Raw genomic sequence first — 23,388 nt, forward strand, 5'->3', positions numbered from 1 at the left:
TTTACTTCCCGCTTTCAGCGAGCATCTCCCGAATGGCTACACTCACCATGATCAGGCCCACTACAGGTGGAACAAAGGAGTTGCTTGCCGGAGGCTGCTTCGCCTTACGAATCGCAGGCGCATTCTCAGGTACGATCTTCTCCGTCACATCCGGACGCGGCTTGATCGGCGGCTCTGTAGAGAAGACCACCTGAACGCCCTTCTTGATACCGGCTTCACGCAGCTTGCCCCGAATGACACGAGCCATAGGGTCCATATGGGTCTTAGAGATGTCCGCTACCTCGAACTTGGTAGGATCCATCCGATTGGCGGCCCCCATACTTGAAATAATCGGAACGCCTCGGCGGAGGCACTCCTTGATTAAGTGAACTTTATAAATAATGGTGTCCGAAGCATCCAGAACATAATCCAGATCATACTCAAACAGCTGTTCATAGGTTTCTTCAGTGTAGAACATATTGAGTGCAATGGTCTCACACTCCGGGTTAATCAGCTTAACCCGCTCACACATCAAATCTGCCTTTTTTTGCCCTATAGTTGTAGTTAAGGCATGGATCTGACGGTTGATATTGGTAATGTCTACGACATCTTTATCAATCAATATTATCCGGCCAACGCCTGTCCGAGCTAGAGCCTCTACTGCAATAGAGCCGACCCCGCCTATTCCCAGCACTGCTACGGTGCTGTTCTTAAGCCGCTCAAGTCCTTCTGCACCAATCGCAAGCTCGGTTCGAGAGAACTGATGAAGCATAGCGAATTCCTCTCCTTTCTACCGTCTGCAATGATTAGTTCTTGGCTTCAGCCGGCTTCTTAGCGGCAATCTTGATGTGAAGCTGCTCCAGCTGGCCTGGATCAACCGGTGCTGGTGCGTCCATCAGAAGATCGGATGCGCTAGCTGTCTTAGGGAAGGCAATGGTTTCACGCAGATTGCTCCGACCGGCCAGCAGCATCACGAGACGGTCGAAACCGAATGCCATACCGCCGTGAGGAGGAGTGCCGTATTCGAAGGCATCCATCAGATAACCGAACTTATCTTTGGCTTCCTCTTGAGATAACCCGATGGCCTTGAACATCTTCTCCTGAATTTCACGCTTGTAAATCCGCATGGAGCCCCCACCGACTTCATATCCATTCAGTACGAGATCATAGGCCTGTGCAAGAATTCGTCCAGGATCAGTGTCAAACAGCGGCAGATCTTCTTCACGAGGTCTGGTGAACGGATGGTGCTCAGCAACATAACGCTTCTGATCCTCGTCCCAGCCCAGCAATGGGAAGTCAACAACCCATGCGAATTTATAGACACTATCATCAATTAAGCCCAGCTGGCGGCCAATTTTGAGACGCAACGCGCCAAGCACATCGGCAACGACCTTCTTCTGATCTGCGGAGAAGAGCAGAAGGTCACCTTCTTCAGCTCCGGTCCGTTCCTTGATTGCTTCGATTTCTTCCGGCGTGAAGAACTTCACGATCGGCCCTTTGAACTCGCCTTCCTTCACTTGGATCCAAGCCAGGCCTTTCGCTCCATAACGTGCTGCATATGGACCGAGATCATCGATCTCTTTACGGCTCCAAGTGCCGCAGCCCTTGGCATTAAGAACCTTAACCTCTCCGCCCTTCTCAATGACGGAAGCAAAGACCTTCACACCGCTGTTTGCAACCAGATCGCTAACGCCGATCAGCTCCAAGCCAAAGCGAAGATCCGGCTTGTCCGAACCGTATTTTTCCATAGCCTCAGCATAACTTAAACGCTGGAATGGAGTCGCAATCTCTACACCCTTGGTTTCTCTGAACAGGCGGACTACAAGCTGCTCCATCATGTTCAGCAGATCATCCTGGGACATGAAAGAGGTCTCAATGTCAATCTGAGTGAATTCCGGCTGACGGTCCGCACGCAGGTCCTCGTCACGGAAGCAGCGGGCGAGTTGATAATAACGCTCTACACCACTGACCATGAGCAGCTGCTTGTACAGCTGTGGAGACTGCGGCAGGGCAAAGAATTCACCTTCGTGAACCCGGCTCGGCACCAGATAATCGCGTGCGCCTTCCGGTGAGCTCTTAGTCAGAATCGGCGTCTCTATTTCGATAAAGTCTTCTCCATCAAGGAAGTCACGGAATACCTTGGCAGCCTTGGAACGCAGCCGTAAGGTCTCCTGCATCTCCGGACGGCGGAGATCCAGATAACGGTATTTAAGCCGCAGGGACTCGTCCACTTCAATACCGTCTTCAATGAAGAACGGAGGTGTCTTGGCAGAGTTTAGCACTTCAATTTCCGTAATCTGCACTTCAAGTTCGCCTGTAGTCATATTCGGGTTAACCGTCTCTGGATCGCGCTTAACCACTTTGCCTGTAACAGCAAGTACATATTCGCTGCGCACCTTATCAGCAACTTGCAGCGCGTCTCCTGAATAAGCCGGATTGAACACAATCTGTACGATGCCGCTGCGGTCACGCAAGTCAATAAATAGTACGCCACCTAGATCCCGGCGTGTTTGTACCCAGCCATTCAAGGTTACCGTTTGTCCGATATGATCGGCGCTAATTGCACCACAGTGATGAGTTCGTTTCATGTTAATTTTGCTCCTCCTGGTCATTTGAGCTTTTGCTCATAAATTCGAATTTTATTAAAAGTCGGGACTGGACTTACTTCAATTCCTTCGCCAAATCCGTAAGTTTAACCGTCTTCTGTTCACCGCTCTCCATCGACTTCAAAGCAATCTCGCCACGAGACAGCTCGTCATCGCCCAGAATCGCTGTAAATCGAGCCTGCATGCGGTCCGCAGACTTCATTTGAGCTTTCATTTTGCGTCCAAGGTAATCGCGTTCTGCCACAAAACCGGCCTGACGGAGCAAATAAAGCTGCTTCGTAATTTCCTTCTCCGCAGCCTCACCCAAAGCTACAAAATACACATCAATCGGCTTATAAGCCTCAACGTCAACTTCTTGGTTCTCCAGAATTAACTGGATACGTTCCAGACCGATCGCTAGGCCAATCCCGGGCTGATCCGGCCCGCCTACATCGGCTACAAGACCGTTATACCGCCCGCCGCCGCCAACGGTATCAATCGCTCCAATGCCGGCCGCTTTGTATTCGAAAGCGGTATGCGTGTAATAATCCAACCCCCGAACCAGGCGCGGATTCACATCATAATCCACATTCATCTCTGTAAGATACGCCTTCACCTGATTGAAGTGCGTCTCACATTCCTCATCCAAACTGTCCAGGATGGATGGCGCATCCGTGAATTTATCTTGATCCACCTTGCAATCCAGTACACGCAGCGGATTCCGTTCCATACGCGATTGACAATCCTTGCAAAGACTATCCTTCATCGGTGTCAGGAACTGAAGCAGCTTCTCGCGATAAGCCGCGCGTACCGCAGGGGTGCCTACCGAGTTAACCTCTACTTTGACACCCTTCAAGCCAAGATCGATACAGAATTGGTAACCTAGGGAGATAGCCTCGGCATCAATGGCCGGATCGACAGAACCTAGGGCCTCAATGCCGAACTGGTGAAATTGCCGCTGTCGTCCAGCCTGCGGACGCTCATAACGGAACATAGGCCCTATGTAATAGAGCTTGCTGACATCTGGCTCCCCGTATAGCTTGTTCTCAACATAAGATCGAACAACCCCCGCCGTACCTTCCGGTCTAAGGGTCATGCTCCGCCCGCTCTTGTCTTCAAAGGTGTACATTTCCTTCTCGACAATATCCGTAGTTTCCCCGACCCCACGAACAAACAGGGAAGTTTGCTCAAAAAGCGGTGTGCGGATTTCTCTGTAATTAAACCGGCGGCAAATATCCCGCGCTTTATCTTCTACAAACTGCCATCTCTCCACGACACCCGGAAGCAAATCCTGAGTACCTGTAGGTTTTTGAAAAGCCATCTGATATCCTCCACCTTGTCTCAATATAAAAAATCTCCCGCCCCTGCCGTTAAACACAACAGGGACGAGAGATCTGATATTCCGATCGCCCGTGGTACCACCCACATTCCGATCGCAACTAAAAATGCTTGAAGTTGCAATCGCTCTGAACGGTTAACGCCCGTCTACGTCTTACGGCTACTTAAAAGGTTCGCCGAAGGTTCTCAAGGAGGTCTTTCGTCTAATCATCACCGGAATCCTTCCAGCCTAGCGGGATTCCTCTCTGGGGGTGTGGGGCTAGAGTACTTTGTCCTGTCACTGAATGTCGTATATAAGAAACTGTTATTGTTAGATTTTAAGTAACTACAGTGTCAAAGTCAAGAACTTACACCAAGAAAAAACCTGCCAAAGTGGCAGGTCCATGATAGTATATTAAAAAAAGGGGGTCATGTCTTTATTATAAACACCCTACATTACAGTAAAAAGGCGTTAATATTACAGTTATATTACACATGAGAAAGCGTTTTACTTCCGCGGTTTAATCCAATACTTCTACATATCCGCCCGCCGAACGCAGTTTGTTCACGACCGCATTATAATCCGCCTCACTTACCTTTGCGCTCAGCACATATTGAAGTTTATCATAATCCTCATCGCCGAGCAGCGTAGGCAGAAGTTCACTTGATTTCTCGCTAGCCGGTCTTTCCGAAGCATCGCTGTCCGGGACATCCGTATCACCGTTCGCTGCTCCGCGCTCCGGAACTGCAAGGGGTACGCCTGGATTTACCGTCGACCCGGGTACCCCTGCCGCATTGGGCGCCCCTCCTGCGTACATTCCACTGTTGTTGCCTAAGGGGACAATAGGAAGCAGGAACTTCGTGTCCCGTCCCAGGTTATTCTCGAGACGGCCTACCTCCACTTGTTCCGCAGCATATCCGATCAGACTTGTTCTGGCTCCCTCTGCTCCATCTTCATTGCGAAAATAAGCTTGAATATGTCTAGCCATGTCTATCTCTCCTTTTCTACGAAATGCGGGGAGACCGTCCCCAAACGGTATGACAGCCTAGCGCTAAAATTATTTCAACGCATTCAGAATTTCACGCACAAAGGCTGGCTCGTCCTTGGGTGTGCGAGAAGTAATAAAGTTCCCGTCCACCACGACTTCCTGGTCCACAAAGTCTGCACCGGCATTCACCATATCATCTTGAAGCGGTGGATAGGAAGTGATCGTACGCCCCTTCAGAAGCTCAGCACTGGCCAGAATTTGCGGACCATGGCAAATGGCGGCAATCGGCTTTTTGGATGCGTTCAATTGCTTGACGAAATCTAGAACACTCGAATCTTGGCGCAGGTTCTCAGGAGAAGAACCACCTGGAATCACTACGGCATCATAATCATCGGCTTTTACATCGGCAATGGATTTATCGGCCTTATACTCAGCTTTCCCCTGCTTTCCCTTTAAGGTCTCTCCAGCTTTTAGCCCGATAATCTCCGCCTCATGTCCCGCTTTCTTCACCTCATCATAAGGTACCTGCATTTCAGAATCTTCAAACTCATTCGCCAACAAAAAAGCAACTTTACTCATTTCGCATCAATCTCCTTTTTTATTTATGACAGGTTCTCGTGTTGTTATTACCCGATTGAACAGTTGTTATAACAAGGTTAAATTCCGAATTGTTTCTAGCGTGACAAGTATATAAAGATGCAAAAAACACCCTTATAAAGGGTGTTTTACATGTTCGTTCTGATGTATGTGCGCCTACATAGAGGCTCGTCTGCTGCTTCCCTTGACTTTGCAGCCAAGTAAACCCATTGTTCCTCACCTGATCCTCTGCGCCATGCTTCTGCATCACGATAGTGACCCGGCGCGGTATGAACTGTACCATACCATAAAGACTGCTTCTTCGATTGTCGCAAGGTTACCAGGAACTCCTTTACAAAAATCATCCTCTTCTCTTATATGAGGATTCCCTTCGCAGACGGTTCCTATGCACCTTACGCCTGAAGAGGGCTTTCTAGAATAAGCGTCACCGGCCCCCAATTCGTTAAAGACACATCCATATCGGCTCCAAATTGTCCGGTCTCCACCTGCAGCCCTTTTTCTCTTAACAATTCATTAAAGCGTTCATATAGCGGCTCTGCATAATCAGGCTTGGCTGCGGCCATATAGTTCGGTCTCTTCCCCTTGCGGGTATCAGCATATAACGTAAATTGAGACACCGACAAAATAGCCCCGCCAATATCCTGTATGCTTAAATTCATCACGCCCGCTTCATCATCAAATATACGCAGCCCTGCCAGCTTATTGGCCACATAAACAAGATCCTGCTCTGTGTCTTCATGCGTAATGCCTACAAGCAGCAGCAGCCCTTGGGCAATCTTGCCAATGGTCTGTCCTGAAACGGTCACACTGGCCTCTTTGCAGCGCTGGATTACTACTCGCATGGTTGTCTCTCCTTACTAAGCTAACGTAAAAGTTAAAGCTACTGCATTATCCGGTGGACCGTATAAACATCCTTCACACGTTTAATCTTCTCCACCACAGATTGCAAATGGTCGATATTCCGAATGAGGATCGTCATATGAATCATCGCCATCTTATTCTTATCCGAACGGCCGGAAACAGCTGAAATATTCGTCTTGCTCTCCGACACAGCCTGCAGCACCTCATTAAGAAGGCCGCGGCGGTCATGTCCCGTGATTTCAATGTCTACACTGTAATTCGCTTCAATAACCTCTTCCCATTCGACTTCGATCACACGTGCTGCTTCTTCCCCATCATCTGAAGTCGGAATGTTCGCACAATCGCTGCGATGAACGGAAACTCCGCGTCCGCGCGTAATGTATCCGATAATATCATCGCCCGGAACAGGATTGCAGCATCTGGCGAAGCGCACAAGCAAATTATCAATGCCCTTCACTCTTACTCCATTGGTCGGTCGGGACTTACGCTCTTCTTGAGCCTTAACCTCCCTCACTTCAGAGGACAGCTCAATTTGTCCGGATTCTTCCTGCTCCTTACGCAGCTTCTCGGTAAGTCTTGTGTAGACCTGCGCAGCCGTCAACCCGCCAAAGCCGATTGCAGAGAGCATGTCTTCTATATCGTTAAAAGCAAATTTCTTAGCGGCTTCAAGCAGCTTATCATCCGACATCCACTGGGAAGGCTCTAGGCCTGCCCGCTTAAATTCACGTTCAATGGCTTCGCGGCCCTTCTCCACGTTCTCTTCCCGCTTTTCCTTCTTGAACCACTGCTTAATCTTGCTGCGCGCATGGGACGATTGAGCGATTTTGAGCCAATCCTGGCTCGGCCCATAAGAGTGCTTAGAAGTTAAAATCTCAACAATATCGCCAGTTTTGAGCTTATGATCCAGAGGAACAATACGCCCATTCACCTTAGCGCCAATCGTCCGATTTCCCACCTCGGTATGAATGCGATAAGCAAAATCAAGCGGAACCGAGCCTGCCGGAAGTTCGATGACTTCACCTTGCGGGGTAAACACAAATACCAGATCCGAGAAGAAGTCCATTTTGAGCGATTCAACAAATTCTGAAGCGTCCTTTGCCTCATGCTGCAGCTCCAAAATTTCTCGAAAAAAAGGCATCTTATTCTCAGGTCCGGCAGCTTCAGTTCCTTCTTTATAGGCCCAGTGGGCGGCAATACCATATTCTGCTGTCTTGTGCATATCCCATGTGCGGATCTGCACCTCGGTAGGCTCCCCATTCGGTCCGACAACTGTAGTGTGTAAGGACTGATACATATTGGCCTTCGGCATGGCAATATAATCCTTGAACCGTCCAGGCATCGGCTTCCATAGGGTATGAATAATTCCCAGCGTGGCGTAGCAGTCTTTAATATTGTCCACGATAATTCGAATAGCCAGCAGATCGTAAATCTCATTGAACTGTTTATTCTTGGTCGACATTTTCTTATAGACGCTATAAATATGCTTGGGACGGCCTGATAAGTCGGCTTCAATCCCCATCTCATCAAGTTTCTCCGAGATCCGGGAGATGACGTTATCAATGAACTCCTCCCGTTCAGCCCGTTTCTTATGCATCAGATTGGCGATGCGGTAATACTGCTGTGGATTTAAATAGCGGAGCGCAATATCCTCCATTTCCCACTTAATCGCAGAAATCCCGAGCCGGTGTGCAATAGGACAGAAGATCTCAAGCGTCTCATAAGCAATCCGGCGCTGGCTCTCCTCTGACTGAAACTTGAGGGTTCTCATGTTATGCAGACGATCCGCCAGCTTGATGACGATGACCCGGATATCCTGAGCCATCGCAATGAACATCTTGCGATAGTTCTCGTTCTGCTGTTCTTCCTTTGACTGGAAGCGAATACGCTCCAGCTTGGTTAAGCCATCAACAAGCATGGCACAGTCCGGTCCAAATTGGTCGCTTATTTCCTGAAGCGAAACTGTCGTATCCTCCACTACATCATGAAGCAGAGCTGCAATAATCGACAGCACATCCATTCCCATATTGACAACAATATCCGCCACCGCCAGCGGATGAAGAATGTAGGGTTCCCCGGACTTCCGCACTTGGCCGTGATGGGCTTGCTCAGCGAAGTCATAGGCTTCCCGTATGCGGTTCAGATCTGCTTCTTTGATATAGGCGGATGCCTTTTCAAGTAATCGCTGTATGCCCATGGAATTCCGATACTGTCCTTTCTATAGAAAAGGAATGCGTCTGTAAAGTAAACGCAATCCCCCTAATTTTGATTTTCTTATCATTATGACGCTTGCTGTGTTCTCCGTCAACACTGCTTGAGGTTTTGTCCGAGTAAATTTTGCAAACTAACCCTATTTTCTGCGATTTGTTGTTGAAAAATGTCTACATTGTTATTAATCTAGTAAAGATAGTCAAATGAACGTTAAATTTAAGGAGTGACTTGTTCTTGCAGCGCGAAATTCAGGTAAATGAGAAAGTACCCTTTGGCCCCGGCATTGTCCTAAGCCTCCAGCATCTGTTTGCCATGTTCGGCAGCACAGTGCTCGTGCCAACCATCTTCAAGGTGGACCCCTCCATGATTCTCCTCATGAACGGGATCGGGACCTTGCTGTACATCTTGATTTGTTCAGGCAAGATTCCCGCCTATCTTGGCTCCAGCTTTGCCTTTCTGTCGCCAGTCAGCAGCGTGCTCCTGTCTCATCCGGGCAACGGATATTCTTTAGCGCTTGGCGCGTTTATCGTTACCGGATTCATCTTTATCCTTGTGGCCATAGTTGTTAAATATGCAGGAACGAAGTGGATTGATATTGTTTTTCCACCTGCTGCCATGGGGGCAATTGTCGCCATTATCGGTCTGGAGCTTGTACCTACTGCGGCAGGAATGGCCGGATTAATCAACAGTGATTCTACGAAGCCGTGGACCATGAACTACACGGACGTAACCCTTGCTTTAGTAACACTTGGCGTTACAATCCTAGGTGCCGTGCTATTCCGCGGGTTTCCGAAGATTATCCACATTCTGATCGGTATTGTAGCTGGATATGTGCTTGCTTACTTTCTGGGTGAGCTCGGAGAAGCATCCGAGAAAATTGCGGCAGCCCCATGGTTCTCCCTTCCGCATTTCACCTCCCCAAGCTGGGATATGTCTGTCATACTCACCATTGTTCCTGTAGCGCTCGTCGTCATTGTAGAGCACATTGGGCACCTGCTTGTTACAGGGAAAATCGTCGGCAAGGATCTTTCGAAGGACCCTGGACTTCACCGCTCCCTGATGGGGAACGGCATTTCCACTGTATTGTCTGGCTTTGTTGGCTCTACGCCCAACACAACCTACGGGGAGAACATTGGCGTTATGGCATTAACCAAAGTTTATTCCGTTTACGTGATTGCCGGGGCTTCCATCTTCGCCATATTGCTGTCCTTCCTTGGAAAGTTCTCAGCGATCATCGCCAACATTCCGGGTCCGGTCATGGGCGGTGTATCTCTGCTGCTATTCGGCGTTATTGCTTCATCCGGTTTCCGGATCTTTGTTGAACAAAAGGTTGACTTCTCCAAAGCCAAGAATATGATTCTTGTGACTGTCATTTTTGTAACCGGGCTTAGCGGAGCGAAGCTTACAATGGGATCGGTTGAGCTCAAAGGCATGGCTCTTGCCACCATTGTCGGCATCGTGCTCAGCCTGTTCTTCAAGCTTATTGACGTGCTAGGCCTATCCAATGAGAAGGATGAACAACCTACTCCTGACATTTAATATGTGCTCAAGTGAGCAAGCCAAAAAAGCCGGCCGCCGAGAAATCGGCAGCCGGCTTCATTTCTATTTTAATAAATAAGCAGGGAGAATACGTCGATGCCTGGCAGCTTCGCCCGCCCATTCAGCTCTGCAAGCTCAATCAGGAAGGCTGTTCCTACGACATTCCCGCCCAATTTGCGAACCAAATCCACTGAGGTTGAGATGGTTCCCCCTGTTGCCAAAAGGTCATCCGCAATCAGCACATTTTGTCCAGGCTTTACAGCATCACTATGCATGGCGAGCACATCTTTTCCGTATTCCAAGTCATAACTGACTTCGATCGTATCAAAGGGAAGCTTTCCTTTTTTGCGGATCGGCACGAAGCCAACACCCAGAGCGTAAGCCAAAGGCGCACCAACGACGAAGCCGCGAGCCTCGGGACCGGCAATCAGATCGATTTTAAGCTCTGATACCATCTTTTTCAGTTCATTTATCGAATCGCGGTACTTCTCGCCATTATTTAGTAGAGTAGTGATATCTTTGAAGCTGATACCTGGCTGTGGAAAATCAGGAATCACTCGAATATAATCTTTGAAATCCACTTGGAAATCTCCTCCTAAAAATACTGCATCTGCAGTCATTGTTATAACCAAACCTTTATTTAATTTACTTCCCACATTCAGCATGGCCCTGTTATCATGATGCGCCTTGCATTCGAGAACGAAGCCATTCCATCAATTGCGGTACGGCCGCAAACATTAGATAATGCTCCATCTCCGCCATCAAAGTCATCTCTTGAAAATTCCTTGAAGTGTCCAGCTGACGCTTGGAAGGCGCTGGATTGATAGTAAGATGCCCTTGTACTCGGTGAATGAACGCCAGTTCTTCGAACACATCGAGGATCATTGCCAACATTTTAGAAGAAATCCGAAGATGCTGTGCCAGGCGCGGCATAATCTCCGCCTCACACACTTGCTTACCGGAAGCTACTTCACGGAGAAGTACATATACCTTCTTAAAATGCTCACGCGTCGGCCATTCTACCCGTTCCGCTTGAATGCCCTGTGGATGAAGCAGGAAGATCCGCTCCACATGAACAAAAAAGGATAACAGCATATCCAGCTGTTCAGGTGTCTCCGGTGGCTGCATGACGAACAAGGTCGTAACGCTCTCCGGGGCTTCTGTGGCCGCTTGCTCTTCAGTCTCTTGTATCAGGTCAGCGTTCCTATCATATACCCAAACCGGCAATTCCCGCAATTGGGAAAATTGCTGTACGTTCGGAAGTTCCCTGCATACAAGGGCTGCTCGTCCTGGAACACGCTGCCCTGCTGCCTCCAGTTCATTCTTCAGCTGTTCCATTTTCTTCAGCGGCTGGATTACACCGCGGTAATCATACACCTGCAGATGATTAACAGCCAGGTCAACCACCATCAGCTGAGGCTTGCGTGAACCGTTCCATTCATTAATGCTTGCCTCAGCTACCAGATCAATTTTTGCCCGATCGGCTAGCAGGGAAGCAAGGTCTCCTTTGCCGAAAGCTACAGCTTCAATCGTGTTTCCGTTCTGCTGCAGCACCAATTTTAGATGCTTCTTGTCCTTTCCCATCTGCTTGTATTCGACCAGCTCGGCATCCCGAATCAAAAATCTCGGGAGGGCGTTGTCCATACCGAACGGCTCCAGCCTAGATAGCTGCTCAACCGTTTGAAGGCTGATTTGTTCCAGTGTGCACTCCAAGTCAGCCGTCAATTTTGGTACATAATCCTCTTCTCGAAGTGTTTGAGATGCATGATGAATGAGCCGCTGCGTGAAAGCTTCAACATGATTTACGGAAAGGGACATTCCGGCAGCTGCAGTATGGCCCCCGTAATGATCCAATAAATCCGCACACTCGGTTAATGCCTCATACACGTCAAATCCGGGAATCGAACGAGCAGACCCCTTACATATTCCGGTCTCTGGCTGTATTCCAAGAATAATCGTCGGTCTATAATATTTCTCCAGAATCTTAGAAGCTACGATGCCGACAACGCCGATGTTCCAATTCTCTCCTGCAATTACAATGACGGGCGGAATACTCCCGCCGGCCAGTCTGTTCTCTAACTGCTCAACAGCCTCCGTAACAATATCATCTACTGTCTGCTGCCGTTCCCGGTTTAACAAATCCAGCTCTGAAGCCAGCCGCAGGGCCTCATCCGCATCCTCTGTGATCAGAAGCTGAACAGCCTGTTTGGCGTGAGCCATTCGGCCGCTGGCATTAATCCGTGGGGCCATGCTAAATCCAATCGTCGTCGATGTAATCTGGGAACTGCTGGACAGCTCTAGAAGCGCTTTAACTCCCGCCAGAGGCTGCTCGGACATGGAGCGCAGACCTTCTTGAACCAAAATCCGGTTCTCGCCGGATAAGGGCATCAAATCGGCTACAGTCCCGATGGCTGCCAGCTGTGTCCAAATGTGCGGCACATCTCCATCAAGCAGAGCACATGCCAATTTGTAAGCTACTCCTACTCCCGCCAATCCTTTGAAAGGATAAGAACAGTGAGATAGCTTGGGATTAATAAGTGTATAAGCCTCCGGCAGCACTGCAGGCGGTTCATGGTGGTCTGTAACAATAACGTCAATTCCCAGCTGTGCGGCATATGCAATTTGCTCTACAGCACTTATTCCGGTGTCTACAGTAACAATCAGAGAGAACCCCCGCTCCGCAGCTGCCTCAAGGGCATGATTATGCAGGCCGTAGCCTTCCTTAGAGCGGTGGGGAATATAGTAATCAAAGTTTGCCCCTAGATGCCGCATCAGGAGAATCATTAGAGAGGTAGAGGATATCCCATCTGCATCATAATCTCCATAGATCATGATTTTCTCCCCGGTAGAAAGCCCCTGTTTTATTCTTTGAACCGCCGGCTCCATTCCATGGAGCAGATAAGGGTCGTGAAGCTGCTCCAGCGTCCCATTTAGGAACTGCTCTGCTGCCTCTTTGGTCTCCCATCCTCGAGTAACCAGCAATGTTGCTAGCAGAGGAGAGATATGCATCTCATCAGCCAATTTTGCCGCAGCAGCCTCGTCAGGTAAGGTTAAGCTCCAGCGATATTGGGCATGAAGCATTTCTCAATCACCTCCTATATTCAGCAGTGTCCGGACTATTGTAATAAAGTCGTATGCTCGCTGCTTGGTATATCTTCATGATTGCTCTTATAAGGGTAGCCTGGATCATAAGGGGATACCCTGATTTTTACATCTGCAACGTGAGAGAATCGAGTTTGGAGCAACACTTTAGCCCGATTTGCAATTTCATTCGCTTCAAAAACCGATATACGCGGATTTACACTAATTTTCAGCTCGATCATAATGTAATGACCCATTTCCCGAGCGTAAAGCTCATCCACGGTAATCACTCCAACTACGCGTTGGACAGTCTCTATAAACGGAGCTGTATCCTCCTGACACTGATTAAGAGAAGAGCTGATAATTATGGAGCGAGATAACATCTTGTACACATTCCATACTATGACACAGGAGCCTAGAATCGCCGCCGCAGGGTCTAAATACAGGAGATACGAAAGATCAAACTGCTGGCCTGTCATCGCTCCGATCACCCCAATGGTCATCAAACAGGAAGAAAGTAATCCGCGTCCATGTGCGTCAAAGCGGCTCCCTCCTTGCTCCGGTCCATGCTTAGACAAGTCGCTTGAGAATACAAACAGCCGTATTCCGATCACCAATACAGCGATAATGCCTGCGACCGCGCTCGGAGCCGCCAGATCATCATTTAAGAGTTTCCTTACAGAACTAACAGTCACATGAATTGCACCAAATAATAGAACCACCGAATAGATCACAGCAGCTATAACTTTTGACGATTGCGATGGATCAGAACCATTACGGGGTGTAGCGGCTTTGTCAGATGACTTCGAGCGGGCAGCTGACTCTGCAGCTTCGGATAATGAGAAAATAGCATCTGCAAGAAGCGAACGACTATCTGACATAAACGCGGCTGCGCCTTTAAGGGCAGCCAGCAATAAGTTCATTAACGTTCTTATCCAAGCGGCGGGCTCGGTGGAAGCGACAGGTCGGCTAGTCATATGAACCCTCCTAAATCAAAGAATTGCTAAGCACAGAAAGCCGCGTCGCCTTTGACGCGGCTTTCTTTCTTAAATACTTAGAACACGATGCTTATGAAGTGGCTTTAGATTGCTTCTTGTTCTTACCCAGTCCTCTAAGAGCATACCACAATGGGCTTGCAATAAAGATAGAGGAGTAAGCACCGAACAAGAGGCCGATAACCATAGCCAGAGAGAACATCCGAATGGACTCACTGCCGAAAATGAACAAGCAGAGCGCAGCAATAAATACTGTGAAGACCGTATTGAGCGAGCGCGTCATCGTTTGAGAGATACTCTTGTTCACCACATCATGCAAATCTTGATGGGACTTAATTTTGGCAAAGCGCATATTCTCACGGATCCGGTCAAAGATTACTACGGTATCATTAATCGAGTAGCCGACGATAGTAAGAACCGCAATGATAAAGGTTAAGTTCACTTCAAGACGGAAGAGAGAGAATACTGTGATAACAAGGAATGCGTCATGGAGCAGTGCTACAATCGCAGACACGGCAAAACGCCATTCAAACCGAATCGTCACATAAATGATGATACCAATACTTGCGACCAAAAGAGCGATCAATGCATTGCGTTCAAGCTCCTTGGCAATCTCAGTATCCACCGTGTTGATTTCCATCGAAGCATCTTTGTCCAGCTTAGTGACTGCTTGTCTCAGACTTGTTTCTTTGTCAGGAGTCAACACCTCCGGGAAACGGATATTAACCCGACCCGAACCTGGAGTAATTACTGCATCCTGATTGTCAAGTTTCGCCTCTTTGAGAATGTTCTGAACCTGCTCTTTACTCACACCTTGCTTGATAGTCACATCTACATTTGAGCCTGAGCGGAAGTCTACTCCGTAGTTCAGCTTGAATACGAAAAGGCTGATAATACCTAATATCGTTAGAATAATAGAAAACGTATAGAAGAATTTACTGGCTTTTACAAAATCATAATTCCACTTAAAGCGCACGGATATCACTCTCCTTAACCCCAAGCAAGCCCGGTTTCTTGATGACGTTCCCCTTCACCAAAAGAACCAGCAGGTAACGGGAGAAGAAAATATTAGTGATGATGCTGACAATCAAATCAATCATCAGAACGAGAGCAAAGCCTCTTACCGAACCCGTACCCATCCAGTACATAACTGCAGCTGCTATGAACGTTGTGATATGAGCGTCCATGACGGTCTTAAACGATACCTTATTGCCCGCTTTAACTGCGGATAGGATGCTCTTGCCGCTGCGGAGCTCTTCTTTGATCCGTTCATCGGTAATAATGTTGGCATCCACTGCCATCCCGATCCCGAGAACAAACGCCGCAATCCCCGGCAGGGTAAGCGTAACTTCTGCGAAATGGAACACAAGCAGCATGAGCCATACATAAGAGATTAGGGTAAAGCTCGCTATCAATCCAGGGATATGATAGACAAGAATCATAAACAGCAGAATGACAATAGAGGCGATCCCGCCTGCCATCAGCGTCTGATTCAGAGAAAGCTGGCCTAGCGTTGCACCGACACTTTGAGAGTATTTCTCTGTAAGCTTCAGCGGAAGCGCGCCAAGATTGATTGTATCACGCAGTTCTTTCGCTTGATCAAGAGTATAAGACCCCGTAATTACCGCAGTTCCTTCGTTCAGTTCCTGTTGAACCTCAGGTGCGGAGAGCTGGCGGTCGTCCAAATAAATTGCCAGGTTTCTTTCAGGAGAATTTATAGGTTTGCTTGCCAAACGCTTGGTTACTTCTGCAAATTTCTCTTTATTCTTAAGCTTAATGCTAATTTGCGGTTTATTTAACTGGTCATAAGTAATGCTTGCTCCGTTCTCCGCAAAGTCGCTGCCAATAAGCTCAATTTTGTTATACTGGTCCGGCTTAGTCTCCGTACCGTCTTTACTGCGGAAGGTGAGTGAAGCAGGTTCTTTCAGTTTATTACGAACCTCTTTCTCGTCAGTCACCCCAGCCAGCTTCAGCCGGATCCGGTTCGTACCTTCCGTAGTTACCTCAGGCTCGCTGCCGCCAAGAACATTAGAGCGTTTCTCCAAGCTTAAAGCCGTTTGGTTCAAGGATTCCTTGGTTACCTTAGCGCCGTTCTCCATGGGCTGGGCCTCATAAAGTATCTCGAAACCGCCTTTAAGGTCCAATCCCAGGTTAATGCTGCGAATTAAGTCCGGGCTTGTCCCTGCCATAACCGCGGCGGTAATTACAACGACGGCTATGAATGTGATGAGTCTTTTCATCCCGTATATTGTTCCCCTTTCATTCTCAATATTCCTATTATAGCTATGGTGGAAAACGCCGTCAATTTATAAGGAATATGTTGACATCCTGGCGAATAGTATCCTTATTTAAAGCTCATCCCCAAACGGGTTCCCACGATAAGCAGATAACGTCAGATAATTCATGAACTGAGTCGCTTTCAGAGACAGGATATCGTTCACAAGCTGATGAATCCGGGGTACCCCCTGTTTCTCATACTTGTGACTAATACAGTCCCATATGTCCTCACTGGTCACATGCTCATAACCCACCAGCCTGAATTCGGCTGCTTTACTGCGGCACAACTGATCAATGGCCTCGCTTAATTCATGGTCATTTAGTTCTTCTTCAGCCATAATGATAACCCCTTTCGCGCCGTCCTTGTCCCTTAAACTATTCGCCCCAGTTTCTTGTATTCCTGCTGCCCTCGACACTTCGATTCATGGGGCAAAAACACCTGTCATGAAGATGGACAGGTATGACATATCTATATTATAGGCCTAGTAAGCGGTGACTTGCGAGAATTTTATGAAAGAGAAGAGGGAGTTGTTTGAATAAACAATCATTTATACGTGGAACTATGATTCTGCTTGCCGCCGGGATCATTAACCGGCTCCTTGGCTTCATCCCGCGGATTATGCTCCCTCGGGTCATCGGCGCTGAAGGAGTTGGGCTGTATCAGCTGGGATACCCGTTCTTTCTCGTTCTCGTTACGCTCATATCCGGCGGCGTGCCGCTAGCGGTAGCCAAGCTGGTATCTGAAGCTGAATCGGAGGGGCGGCCTGAGCGCTCCCTGACTGTTCTTAGAACAAGCTTGATCCTTTCAGCGGCTGCCGGGATCCTGGCGATGTTCTTTTGCTTATTTGGTGCATCATGGATCACAAAGAACATTTTAACGGATGGACGAGTCTACTATTCCTTTATCAGCATGAGCCCTATGATTGTCATCGTTGCGCTCTCTTCTGTCTTTCGGGGTTATTTCCAGGGAAAACAGAACATGATTCCCTCTGCAGCTTCGTCGATTGCAGAGACCCTTGCACGCATTCTCTGCGTCCTGTGGTTCTCGTATCTCTTACTCCCTAAAGGGATAGCGTTCGCAGCCGCTGGTGCAATGCTTGGCGTACTGGCTGGCGAACTTGTCGGCCTAGCTACTCTGCTCTGGCAGTATTGGAAGCAGCGGGCACATAAGCAGCAGCTGGATAAGCCCCTGCCTACCACTTCAAAATCTAAAAAAACCAGCCGGGATTACCCGCCATTAACCGCGGCACGCAGAATGCTAAGAATAGCCATACCCGTGACAGGTGGAAGGTTGGTGGGTTCGCTCTCATACCTTCTGGAATCCATTACAACAGCTCAAAGCCTGGCCATTGCAGGTGTAGCCACAGCCATTGCAACGGCTCAATACGGTGCGCTCCAAGGCATGATTATTCCGCTGCTACTACTTCCCGGAGCACTTACGTCATCGCTCGCGGTGTCGCTTGTCCCTTCTTTAGCAGAAGCGCAGGCGCGGGGAGATCAAAGAACGATACACAAGCGGCTGCACCAATCCCTAAGGCTTGCTCTCGTTACAGGCGCTCCATTCGCTGTGCTAATGTATGTGATGGCAGAGCCTCTCTGCGTTCTGCTTTATGATAATGCAGAGATTGCAGGAATGCTGAAAATGATGGCTCCATTCGCACTGTTTATGTATATACAAGCCCCGTTGCAAGCAACCCTGCAAGCACTGGATAAACCGGGCCGAGCACTGGTCAATACCTTGATTGGCGCAGTGATTAAGATCGGATTAATTCTCTACCTTGCCTCCAACCCGGCCTTAGGCATTTATGGTGCCATTATCGCAAGCATTGTTAATATGTTAATTGTGACGCTCCTGCACGGGCAGGCGGTTATCCGCCTGATTCATTTTCGCTTTCCAACACTTGATGTGATCAAAGTGACCTGTGGAATGATTATTATGGCGGCAATAACTACCTTTCTATATCAGAGAATTCACTGGTTTAAGTTCGAATGGCTTCAGGCCATAGCTGCATCCACTACTGCTGTGCTGGCATATCTGGCACTAATGGTTGGAATGGGGCTAATTGATCGGCACGATATGACCCGCGTTCCAATCATCGGCAAGTGGTTCAAGTAGACCGGCTGCCTCCGTCTATATATAGACGCCCTTTGTGATCAATTGAGCAGAGAAACACCTCCTTGAAGTCTCGATGCCCCTTGCTCTGAATTTGATTTTTAAGCCAAAATCGGGTTTTTCCTATCTTTTCCAAATTATTATCCTGCACTTTACCATCCATAATCAAAGGAACCGGAAGCGATTCATACTTCACCTTAATTTCCTGAACCGTATGAGGGAGATTCTTATCTTTATCCGTGGTCTCTCCCTCCTCTTTGGGGGATTCATAGGTTCTAGGAAACACACTCAGCTTGCCGCTGGTCTCTAAAATGGCAAATTCAACATCGGCGACACTATCAATATTTTTAGACCGAAGCTGCATCAGCAGATCATCCAAGTTGTACCGCTGTCTCCGCATCTCTTCACGATTGATTTTTCCCTTTGAGATCAAGAGACTGGGCTGGCCGTCAATAAGCATACGGAGCTTTCGACTCTTTAAGGAAAAAAGCGCGATTGTAATTTGGACTAGCACCAAAGTAATAATAGGAATGATCCCGTCAAAGATCGGTCTCTCTACATCCTCCATCACAATCACAGCAACTTCAGCGATCATGATAAAAATAACAAGGTCAAATATCGACAGCTGACCTATTTCACGTTTGCCCATAATACGCAGCATCAGAAAGACGGTACCGTACATGATCAATGTCCTCATCATCAAGAGCAAAACATGCAAGGTTAGCATTTACGTGACCTCCCCAGGAAATGTAGTAAGGATATTCTGGCCCCCTTGTTTAATGAACATACAAATCCCGGCTTTATAAAATCAGGTGATCTTAACAAATATTTTAAATGACTGCGAACTTTTCATGACTAGGTACTAAGCCACCAGGCTTGGCCATACAATGAATTATCTAGATTAATTCTAGGAGGGATGATATGCAGCGGATTTCCAAAACGTTCTCTTTTCGAATCCACGGACCCACACTCTCAGGTTTATGGTACGCGTACCTCTGGATGATGATCGGAGCGCTCGCCCTATCCTTGCTGCTTCGCTTTGGACACTTTGAAGAAGAGGAACTTTCGGGGTATAGTTATTTTGTTCATGGGGCAGCCATACTATTAGGAAGTATAATTTCCGGAAGACGGACAAAACGAAAAGGCTGGTATCAGGGGGGCCTAACCGGACTTTTTTACGGCATTCTGTTGTTCGTTATTAGTTTTCTGGCACTCGACTCTGCTTTTTCGCCTTTGGAATTACTCCTCATTGGTCCCGCTATGCTAATCGGTACTGTAGGTGGCATATTTGGCAAAAATATGAGCAGGTCTTAAGTTAGCCACAAATAGGATATCCCCTCCATCGCATCTTGTGTTAAACTATTCTAATGAGCTTGTATTATGAGGAGGCTGTATCCTTTTGCTTTATGATTCAATGTACCTGGTATCCTTATTAACTTTACTTGTAACCATTCTGCTGATCTGGTATGGTACCGGTCGAAATCCTTTTTCTGCAGCCTATATTTTCTTACACCGGCTAGTGACCTCTCGCCGTTTTCTTCTGCTCTTTGCCATCATGGCAGGTGTGCTCGTAGCCAATAAATACGAATTGCAGTTAGAGAAGATTATAGACAGTAAAGCAGACTTCACACCGCTATTTTTCCATATTGAAGGGCACTTTGTTCAGAATTTCCAGCAGCTGTTTCATCATCAATGGGTAACCGAGGTGACTGCATTTTTTTATGTAGTCGTATTCCAATCCTTACTGATCGCATCCATTGGGGTTTATGCCGGCAGCAGAAATTACGTGTACATGTACGCTACATGTATGACAGTAATTCTGAATTACGCAGTAGCTATTCCATTCTATCTTTTCTTTCCGGTAAATGAAGTATGGTCCTATGCTCCTTCCGGTGTTACCTTTTATATGCTCGAAGCGTTTCCTAAGTTTGAAGAAATATACCGGCCACTATCCGGACTGGACAACTGTTTTCCAAGTCTGCATACAGCGATCTCAGCTTCCATGGCCATTCTGGCTGTACGTTCAGGCAATCGCCGCTGGGCGATCACCATTTCGATCTGTGCCGCTATGATCATCTTCGCCATTTTCTATATGGGGATTCACTGGTTAATAGATATGCTTGGCGGATTATTACTTGCTATGGTTGCCACAACACTTGCCATCAAATGGGCAGAGCGACTTGTTGACAAGCAGCAAAGCCAGCTTCCAGTCACCCTGAACTATTAATTTATATGGCAAACCATACTAAAAAGACGAGCCAGGTGGCTCGTCTTTTTAGTATGGTTTGCTTACGATTAGGCCGTTTCTGTGCTTGTGTTAATGCTGTGACTGATAGCATTACGATCAAATGTCAACTTCGTCACATCATTCACACGAAGCACAACTACATCGTCTGTTAACTCTACAATCGTACCGTGAAGCCCGCCAATCGTAACGATCTTGTCGCCTTTCTTCAAAGCGTTCAGCATGCTCGTCCGCGTCTTCTGTTTCTTCTGATTCGGACGAATCAGAAGAAAATAAAACACTGCAAACATGATTACCAAAGGTACGACAATCCCTAATAAAGAGTTACCAGCAGGCGCTTGCGCTGCCGCAGGAAAAAATTGTAGCATTGGACATCCCCCTTCCTTTCCACCGTAAAATTCTTCTTAAAACCCCTTGTTGTTCTCAAACAGACCGTACTGCTCGAAGAACTCATCCCGGAAATCGAGAAGCCTATCCTCCATGATGGCTTCCCGCACTTTACGCATCAAATCCAGCAAGAAGTGCAGGTTATGATAGGTTGTCAACCGCAGACCGAATGTCTCATCACTCTTGATCAGATGACGCAAATAGGCTCGGGAGTAATTCCGGCAAGTATAGCAGTCACATTCCGGATCAAGCGGACCGAAGTCCCGGGCATACTGAGCATTACGGACCACTAGTCTTCCTTGGCTCGTCATCGTCGTGCCGTTGCGTGCAATTCGAGTCGGAAGCACGCAATCGAACATGTCGATGCCGCGGATCGCGCCTTCAATCAGCGCATCCGGCGAACCCACGCCCATTAAATAGCGCGGCTTGTCCGTCGGCAGTAATGGTACCGTATAATCAAGCACTTCATACATGAGGTGTTTGGGTTCACCTACACTCAGTCCACCAATAGCATACCCCGGAAAATCCAGGGAAGTCAAATCCCGTGCACTTTGTTTGCGAAGGTCTTCATACATACCGCCCTGCACAATGCCAAAGAGGCCCTGATCCTGCGGACGAGCGTGGCTTTTCAGACACCGTTCCGCCCATCTTGTTGTCCGCTCAAGAGACTGCTTCACATATTGATGATCAGCCGGGTAAGGTGCACACTCATCAAAGGCCATCATGATGTCCGAACCTAATGCGTTTTGAATCTCCATGGCAACTTCCGGTGACAAGAACAGCTTGTCCCCGTTTAAGTGGGAACGGAAGTGCACGCCCTCCTCACTTATCTTACGCATCTCGCTGAGAGAGAAGACCTGAAATCCACCGCTATCCGTCAAAATTGCACGATCCCAATTCATGAACTTATGAAGACCGCCGGCTTCTCTGATAATCTCATGCCCAGGTCTCAAGAAGAGATGATAAGTATTGCTCAGAATGATGCGTGCATCCATCTCCTTGAGCTCTTCGGGGCTCATAGTCTTTACGGTAGCCAAGGTGCCTACCGGCATAAAAATCGGAGTCTCTATAACGCCGTGAGGAGTATGTACTCGTCCCAGCCGCGCTCCGGATTGCTTGCAGGTTTTAATATGCTCATAAGTAATCGCAGGTGCCAATATAATCAACCATCCTCTAAACTTAGTAAATAAACATAGCATCACCGAAGCTGAAGAAGCGATATTCTTCTTGAATGGCTTCCTGATAAGCTTTCATGATGCGTTCTCTTCCGGCAAGCGCACTAACCAGCATCACCAATGTCGATTTCGGCAGATGAAAGTTCGTAATCAATGCATCAACCAATTTGAAGGTATAGCCCGGGTAAATAAAAATCCCTGTCCATCCGCTGGACTTCACCAGCTTGCCTCCATCACATTTTCCCGCAACCGTCTCCAAGGTTCGCGCCGAAGTTGTACCCACAGCAATAACCCTTCCGCCTCTAGCCTTAGTCTCATTAAGTAGATCCGCTGTCTCTTGCGGAAGAATGTAATATTCTTCATGCATCACATGATCTTCAACCTTGTCCACAGACATTGGCCGGAACGTTCCAAGTCCTACATGAAGGGTAACAAAGGCTATAGTAACTCCTTTTGCCTTGATCGCATCCAGTAGTTCTTCTGTAAAATGCAGACCGGCAGTTGGTGCAGCTGCTGAACCTTCATGCTTGGCATATACGGTCTGATAGCGATTCCGATCCTCCAGCTGCTCCTTAATATAGGGAGGCAAAGGCATTTGTCCCAATCGATCAAGAATTTCATTGAAGATGCCCTTATAGCTGAATGAAAGAACGCGCCCACCCATTTCGCCTTCCTCTTCAATCGTCGCCTTAAGCTCGTCCCCAAACACGATAATCGAGCCTTTCTTCAGCTTCTTGCCCGGCTTAACCAAGGCCTCCCACTTATCCCCCTCTAAGTTCTTAAGGAGAAGAACCTCTGCTTTCGCCCCGGTGTCCTCCTTCACGCCAAACAGTCTTGCTGGCAGCACCTTCGTGTTATTTAAGACCAACGTATCTCCCGGCTGGAGATAGTCTACAATATCACTGAAATGATGATGACGAATTTCCCCTGTCTCTTTGTTTAAGGTTAAAAGACGGGAAGCAGCTCGTTCAGGCAAAGGCGTCTGGGCTATTAGGCGCTCAGGCAGTTCGAAATCATAAATATCTACATCCATCTGTATT

Annotated in this window: 22 protein-coding genes and 1 other annotated feature; of the genes, 4 read left to right on the plus strand and 18 right to left on the minus strand. The window is 47.9% G+C overall.

What is annotated here, in order from left to right:
* Position 1: 1 nt before the first annotated feature.
* The 8 genes from DCC85_RS16735 to DCC85_RS16765 form a co-directional block, all read right to left on the minus strand.
* Positions 2-751 (minus strand): tRNA threonylcarbamoyladenosine dehydratase, encoded by a 750-nt coding sequence (locus DCC85_RS16735; RefSeq protein ID WP_108466608.1) that lies wholly within the window; start codon positions 749-751, stop codon positions 2-4.
* 34 nt (positions 752-785) lie between these two features.
* Positions 786-2,567: an aspartate--tRNA ligase gene (gene aspS / locus DCC85_RS16740; protein ID WP_108466609.1), complete on the minus strand. Its 1,782-nt coding sequence runs from the start codon at positions 2,565-2,567 to the stop codon at positions 786-788.
* Positions 2,568-2,640: 73 nt separating this feature from the next.
* Entirely contained in the window at positions 2,641-3,885 is a 1,245-nt protein-coding gene (hisS, locus tag DCC85_RS16745; RefSeq protein ID WP_108466610.1) for a histidine--tRNA ligase, read from the minus strand.
* A gap of 57 nt (positions 3,886-3,942) precedes the next feature.
* Positions 3,943-4,192, minus strand: a binding site (T-box leader).
* Positions 4,193-4,402: 210 nt separating this feature from the next.
* Positions 4,403-4,870 (minus strand): hypothetical protein, encoded by a 468-nt coding sequence (locus DCC85_RS16750; RefSeq protein WP_108466611.1) that lies wholly within the window; start codon positions 4,868-4,870, stop codon positions 4,403-4,405.
* A 69-nt stretch (positions 4,871-4,939) separates the two neighbouring features.
* Positions 4,940-5,449, minus strand: coding sequence for a type 1 glutamine amidotransferase domain-containing protein (locus DCC85_RS16755; RefSeq protein WP_108466612.1), 510 nt, complete (start codon positions 5,447-5,449; stop codon positions 4,940-4,942).
* Positions 5,450-5,595: 146 nt separating this feature from the next.
* The gene (locus DCC85_RS23050) at positions 5,596-5,811 is read right to left on the minus strand and encodes a hypothetical protein (protein ID WP_159081912.1); all 216 of its coding nucleotides are present in this window, start codon (positions 5,809-5,811) and stop codon (positions 5,596-5,598) included.
* A gap of 48 nt (positions 5,812-5,859) precedes the next feature.
* On the minus strand, positions 5,860-6,309 hold the full coding sequence (gene dtd, locus DCC85_RS16760) for a D-aminoacyl-tRNA deacylase (RefSeq protein ID WP_108466613.1): 450 nt from the start codon (positions 6,307-6,309) through the stop codon (positions 5,860-5,862).
* A 38-nt stretch (positions 6,310-6,347) separates the two neighbouring features.
* Positions 6,348-8,522, minus strand: coding sequence for a RelA/SpoT family protein (locus DCC85_RS16765; protein WP_108466614.1), 2,175 nt, complete (start codon positions 8,520-8,522; stop codon positions 6,348-6,350).
* Between the two features lie 248 nt (positions 8,523-8,770).
* Between DCC85_RS16765 and uraA the strand changes: the two genes are divergently transcribed.
* On the plus strand, positions 8,771-10,075 hold the full coding sequence (gene uraA, locus DCC85_RS16770) for a uracil permease (RefSeq protein ID WP_108466615.1): 1,305 nt from the start codon (positions 8,771-8,773) through the stop codon (positions 10,073-10,075).
* A gap of 68 nt (positions 10,076-10,143) precedes the next feature.
* Here uraA and DCC85_RS16775 read toward each other — a convergent pair whose 3' ends face one another.
* The 6 genes from DCC85_RS16775 to DCC85_RS16800 all read right to left on the minus strand — a co-directional run bounded on the left by DCC85_RS16775 (position 10,144) and on the right by DCC85_RS16800 (position 16,766).
* Positions 10,144-10,656, minus strand: coding sequence for an adenine phosphoribosyltransferase (locus tag DCC85_RS16775; RefSeq protein ID WP_108466616.1), 513 nt, complete (start codon positions 10,654-10,656; stop codon positions 10,144-10,146).
* A gap of 94 nt (positions 10,657-10,750) precedes the next feature.
* Positions 10,751-13,156: a single-stranded-DNA-specific exonuclease RecJ gene (gene recJ / locus DCC85_RS16780; protein ID WP_108466617.1), complete on the minus strand. Its 2,406-nt coding sequence runs from the start codon at positions 13,154-13,156 to the stop codon at positions 10,751-10,753.
* Positions 13,157-13,191: 35 nt separating this feature from the next.
* On the minus strand, positions 13,192-14,133 hold the full coding sequence (locus DCC85_RS16785) for a cation diffusion facilitator family transporter (RefSeq protein ID WP_108466618.1): 942 nt from the start codon (positions 14,131-14,133) through the stop codon (positions 13,192-13,194).
* A 91-nt stretch (positions 14,134-14,224) separates the two neighbouring features.
* Entirely contained in the window at positions 14,225-15,127 is a 903-nt protein-coding gene (gene secF, locus DCC85_RS16790) for a protein translocase subunit SecF (protein ID WP_108466619.1), read from the minus strand.
* A complete protein-coding gene (gene secD / locus DCC85_RS16795) occupies positions 15,117-16,391 on the minus strand; it encodes a protein translocase subunit SecD (protein WP_108466620.1) in 1,275 nt (424 codons plus the stop codon). Before secD ends, secF begins: the two co-directional genes overlap by 11 nt.
* 108 nt (positions 16,392-16,499) lie before the next feature.
* Positions 16,500-16,766 (minus strand): post-transcriptional regulator, encoded by a 267-nt coding sequence (locus DCC85_RS16800; RefSeq protein WP_108466621.1) that lies wholly within the window; start codon positions 16,764-16,766, stop codon positions 16,500-16,502.
* Positions 16,767-16,960: 194 nt separating this feature from the next.
* Between DCC85_RS16800 and spoVB the strand changes: the two genes are divergently transcribed.
* A complete protein-coding gene (spoVB, locus tag DCC85_RS16805) occupies positions 16,961-18,544 on the plus strand; it encodes a stage V sporulation protein B (RefSeq protein ID WP_108466622.1) in 1,584 nt (527 codons plus the stop codon).
* Here the strand turns inward: spoVB and DCC85_RS16810 are convergent.
* Positions 18,537-19,268, minus strand: a complete 732-nt coding sequence (locus tag DCC85_RS16810) for a DUF421 domain-containing protein (protein ID WP_108466623.1) — start codon at positions 19,266-19,268, stop codon at positions 18,537-18,539. The genes spoVB and DCC85_RS16810 overlap by 8 nt on opposite strands.
* A gap of 194 nt (positions 19,269-19,462) precedes the next feature.
* On the opposite strand from DCC85_RS16810, the gene DCC85_RS16815 reads away from it, so the two are divergent.
* Positions 19,463-19,855 carry a TIGR04086 family membrane protein gene (locus tag DCC85_RS16815; RefSeq protein ID WP_108466624.1) on the plus strand — a complete coding sequence of 131 codons (393 nt, stop codon included), beginning with the start codon at positions 19,463-19,465 and terminating at the stop codon, positions 19,853-19,855.
* An 85-nt stretch (positions 19,856-19,940) separates the two neighbouring features.
* A complete protein-coding gene (locus DCC85_RS16820) occupies positions 19,941-20,768 on the plus strand; it encodes a phosphatase PAP2 family protein (protein WP_108466625.1) in 828 nt (275 codons plus the stop codon).
* 68 nt (positions 20,769-20,836) lie between these two features.
* Here DCC85_RS16820 and yajC read toward each other — a convergent pair whose 3' ends face one another.
* The 3 genes from yajC to queA are packed head-to-tail and all read right to left on the minus strand — an operon-like array spanning position 20,837 to position 23,381.
* Complete coding sequence (gene yajC, locus DCC85_RS16825; RefSeq protein ID WP_108466626.1) at positions 20,837-21,154, minus strand: preprotein translocase subunit YajC; 318 nt, start codon at positions 21,152-21,154, stop codon at positions 20,837-20,839.
* 36 nt (positions 21,155-21,190) lie between these two features.
* Positions 21,191-22,330: a tRNA guanosine(34) transglycosylase Tgt gene (gene tgt / locus DCC85_RS16830; RefSeq protein WP_108466627.1), complete on the minus strand. Its 1,140-nt coding sequence runs from the start codon at positions 22,328-22,330 to the stop codon at positions 21,191-21,193.
* A 22-nt stretch (positions 22,331-22,352) separates the two neighbouring features.
* The gene (gene queA, locus DCC85_RS16835; protein WP_108466628.1) at positions 22,353-23,381 is read right to left on the minus strand and encodes a tRNA preQ1(34) S-adenosylmethionine ribosyltransferase-isomerase QueA; all 1,029 of its coding nucleotides are present in this window, start codon (positions 23,379-23,381) and stop codon (positions 22,353-22,355) included.
* Positions 23,382-23,388: the final 7 nt, after the last annotated feature.

The sequence above is a fragment of the Paenibacillus sp. CAA11 genome, from assembly GCF_003060825.1.
Taxonomy (GTDB): domain Bacteria; phylum Bacillota; class Bacilli; order Paenibacillales; family Paenibacillaceae; genus Fontibacillus.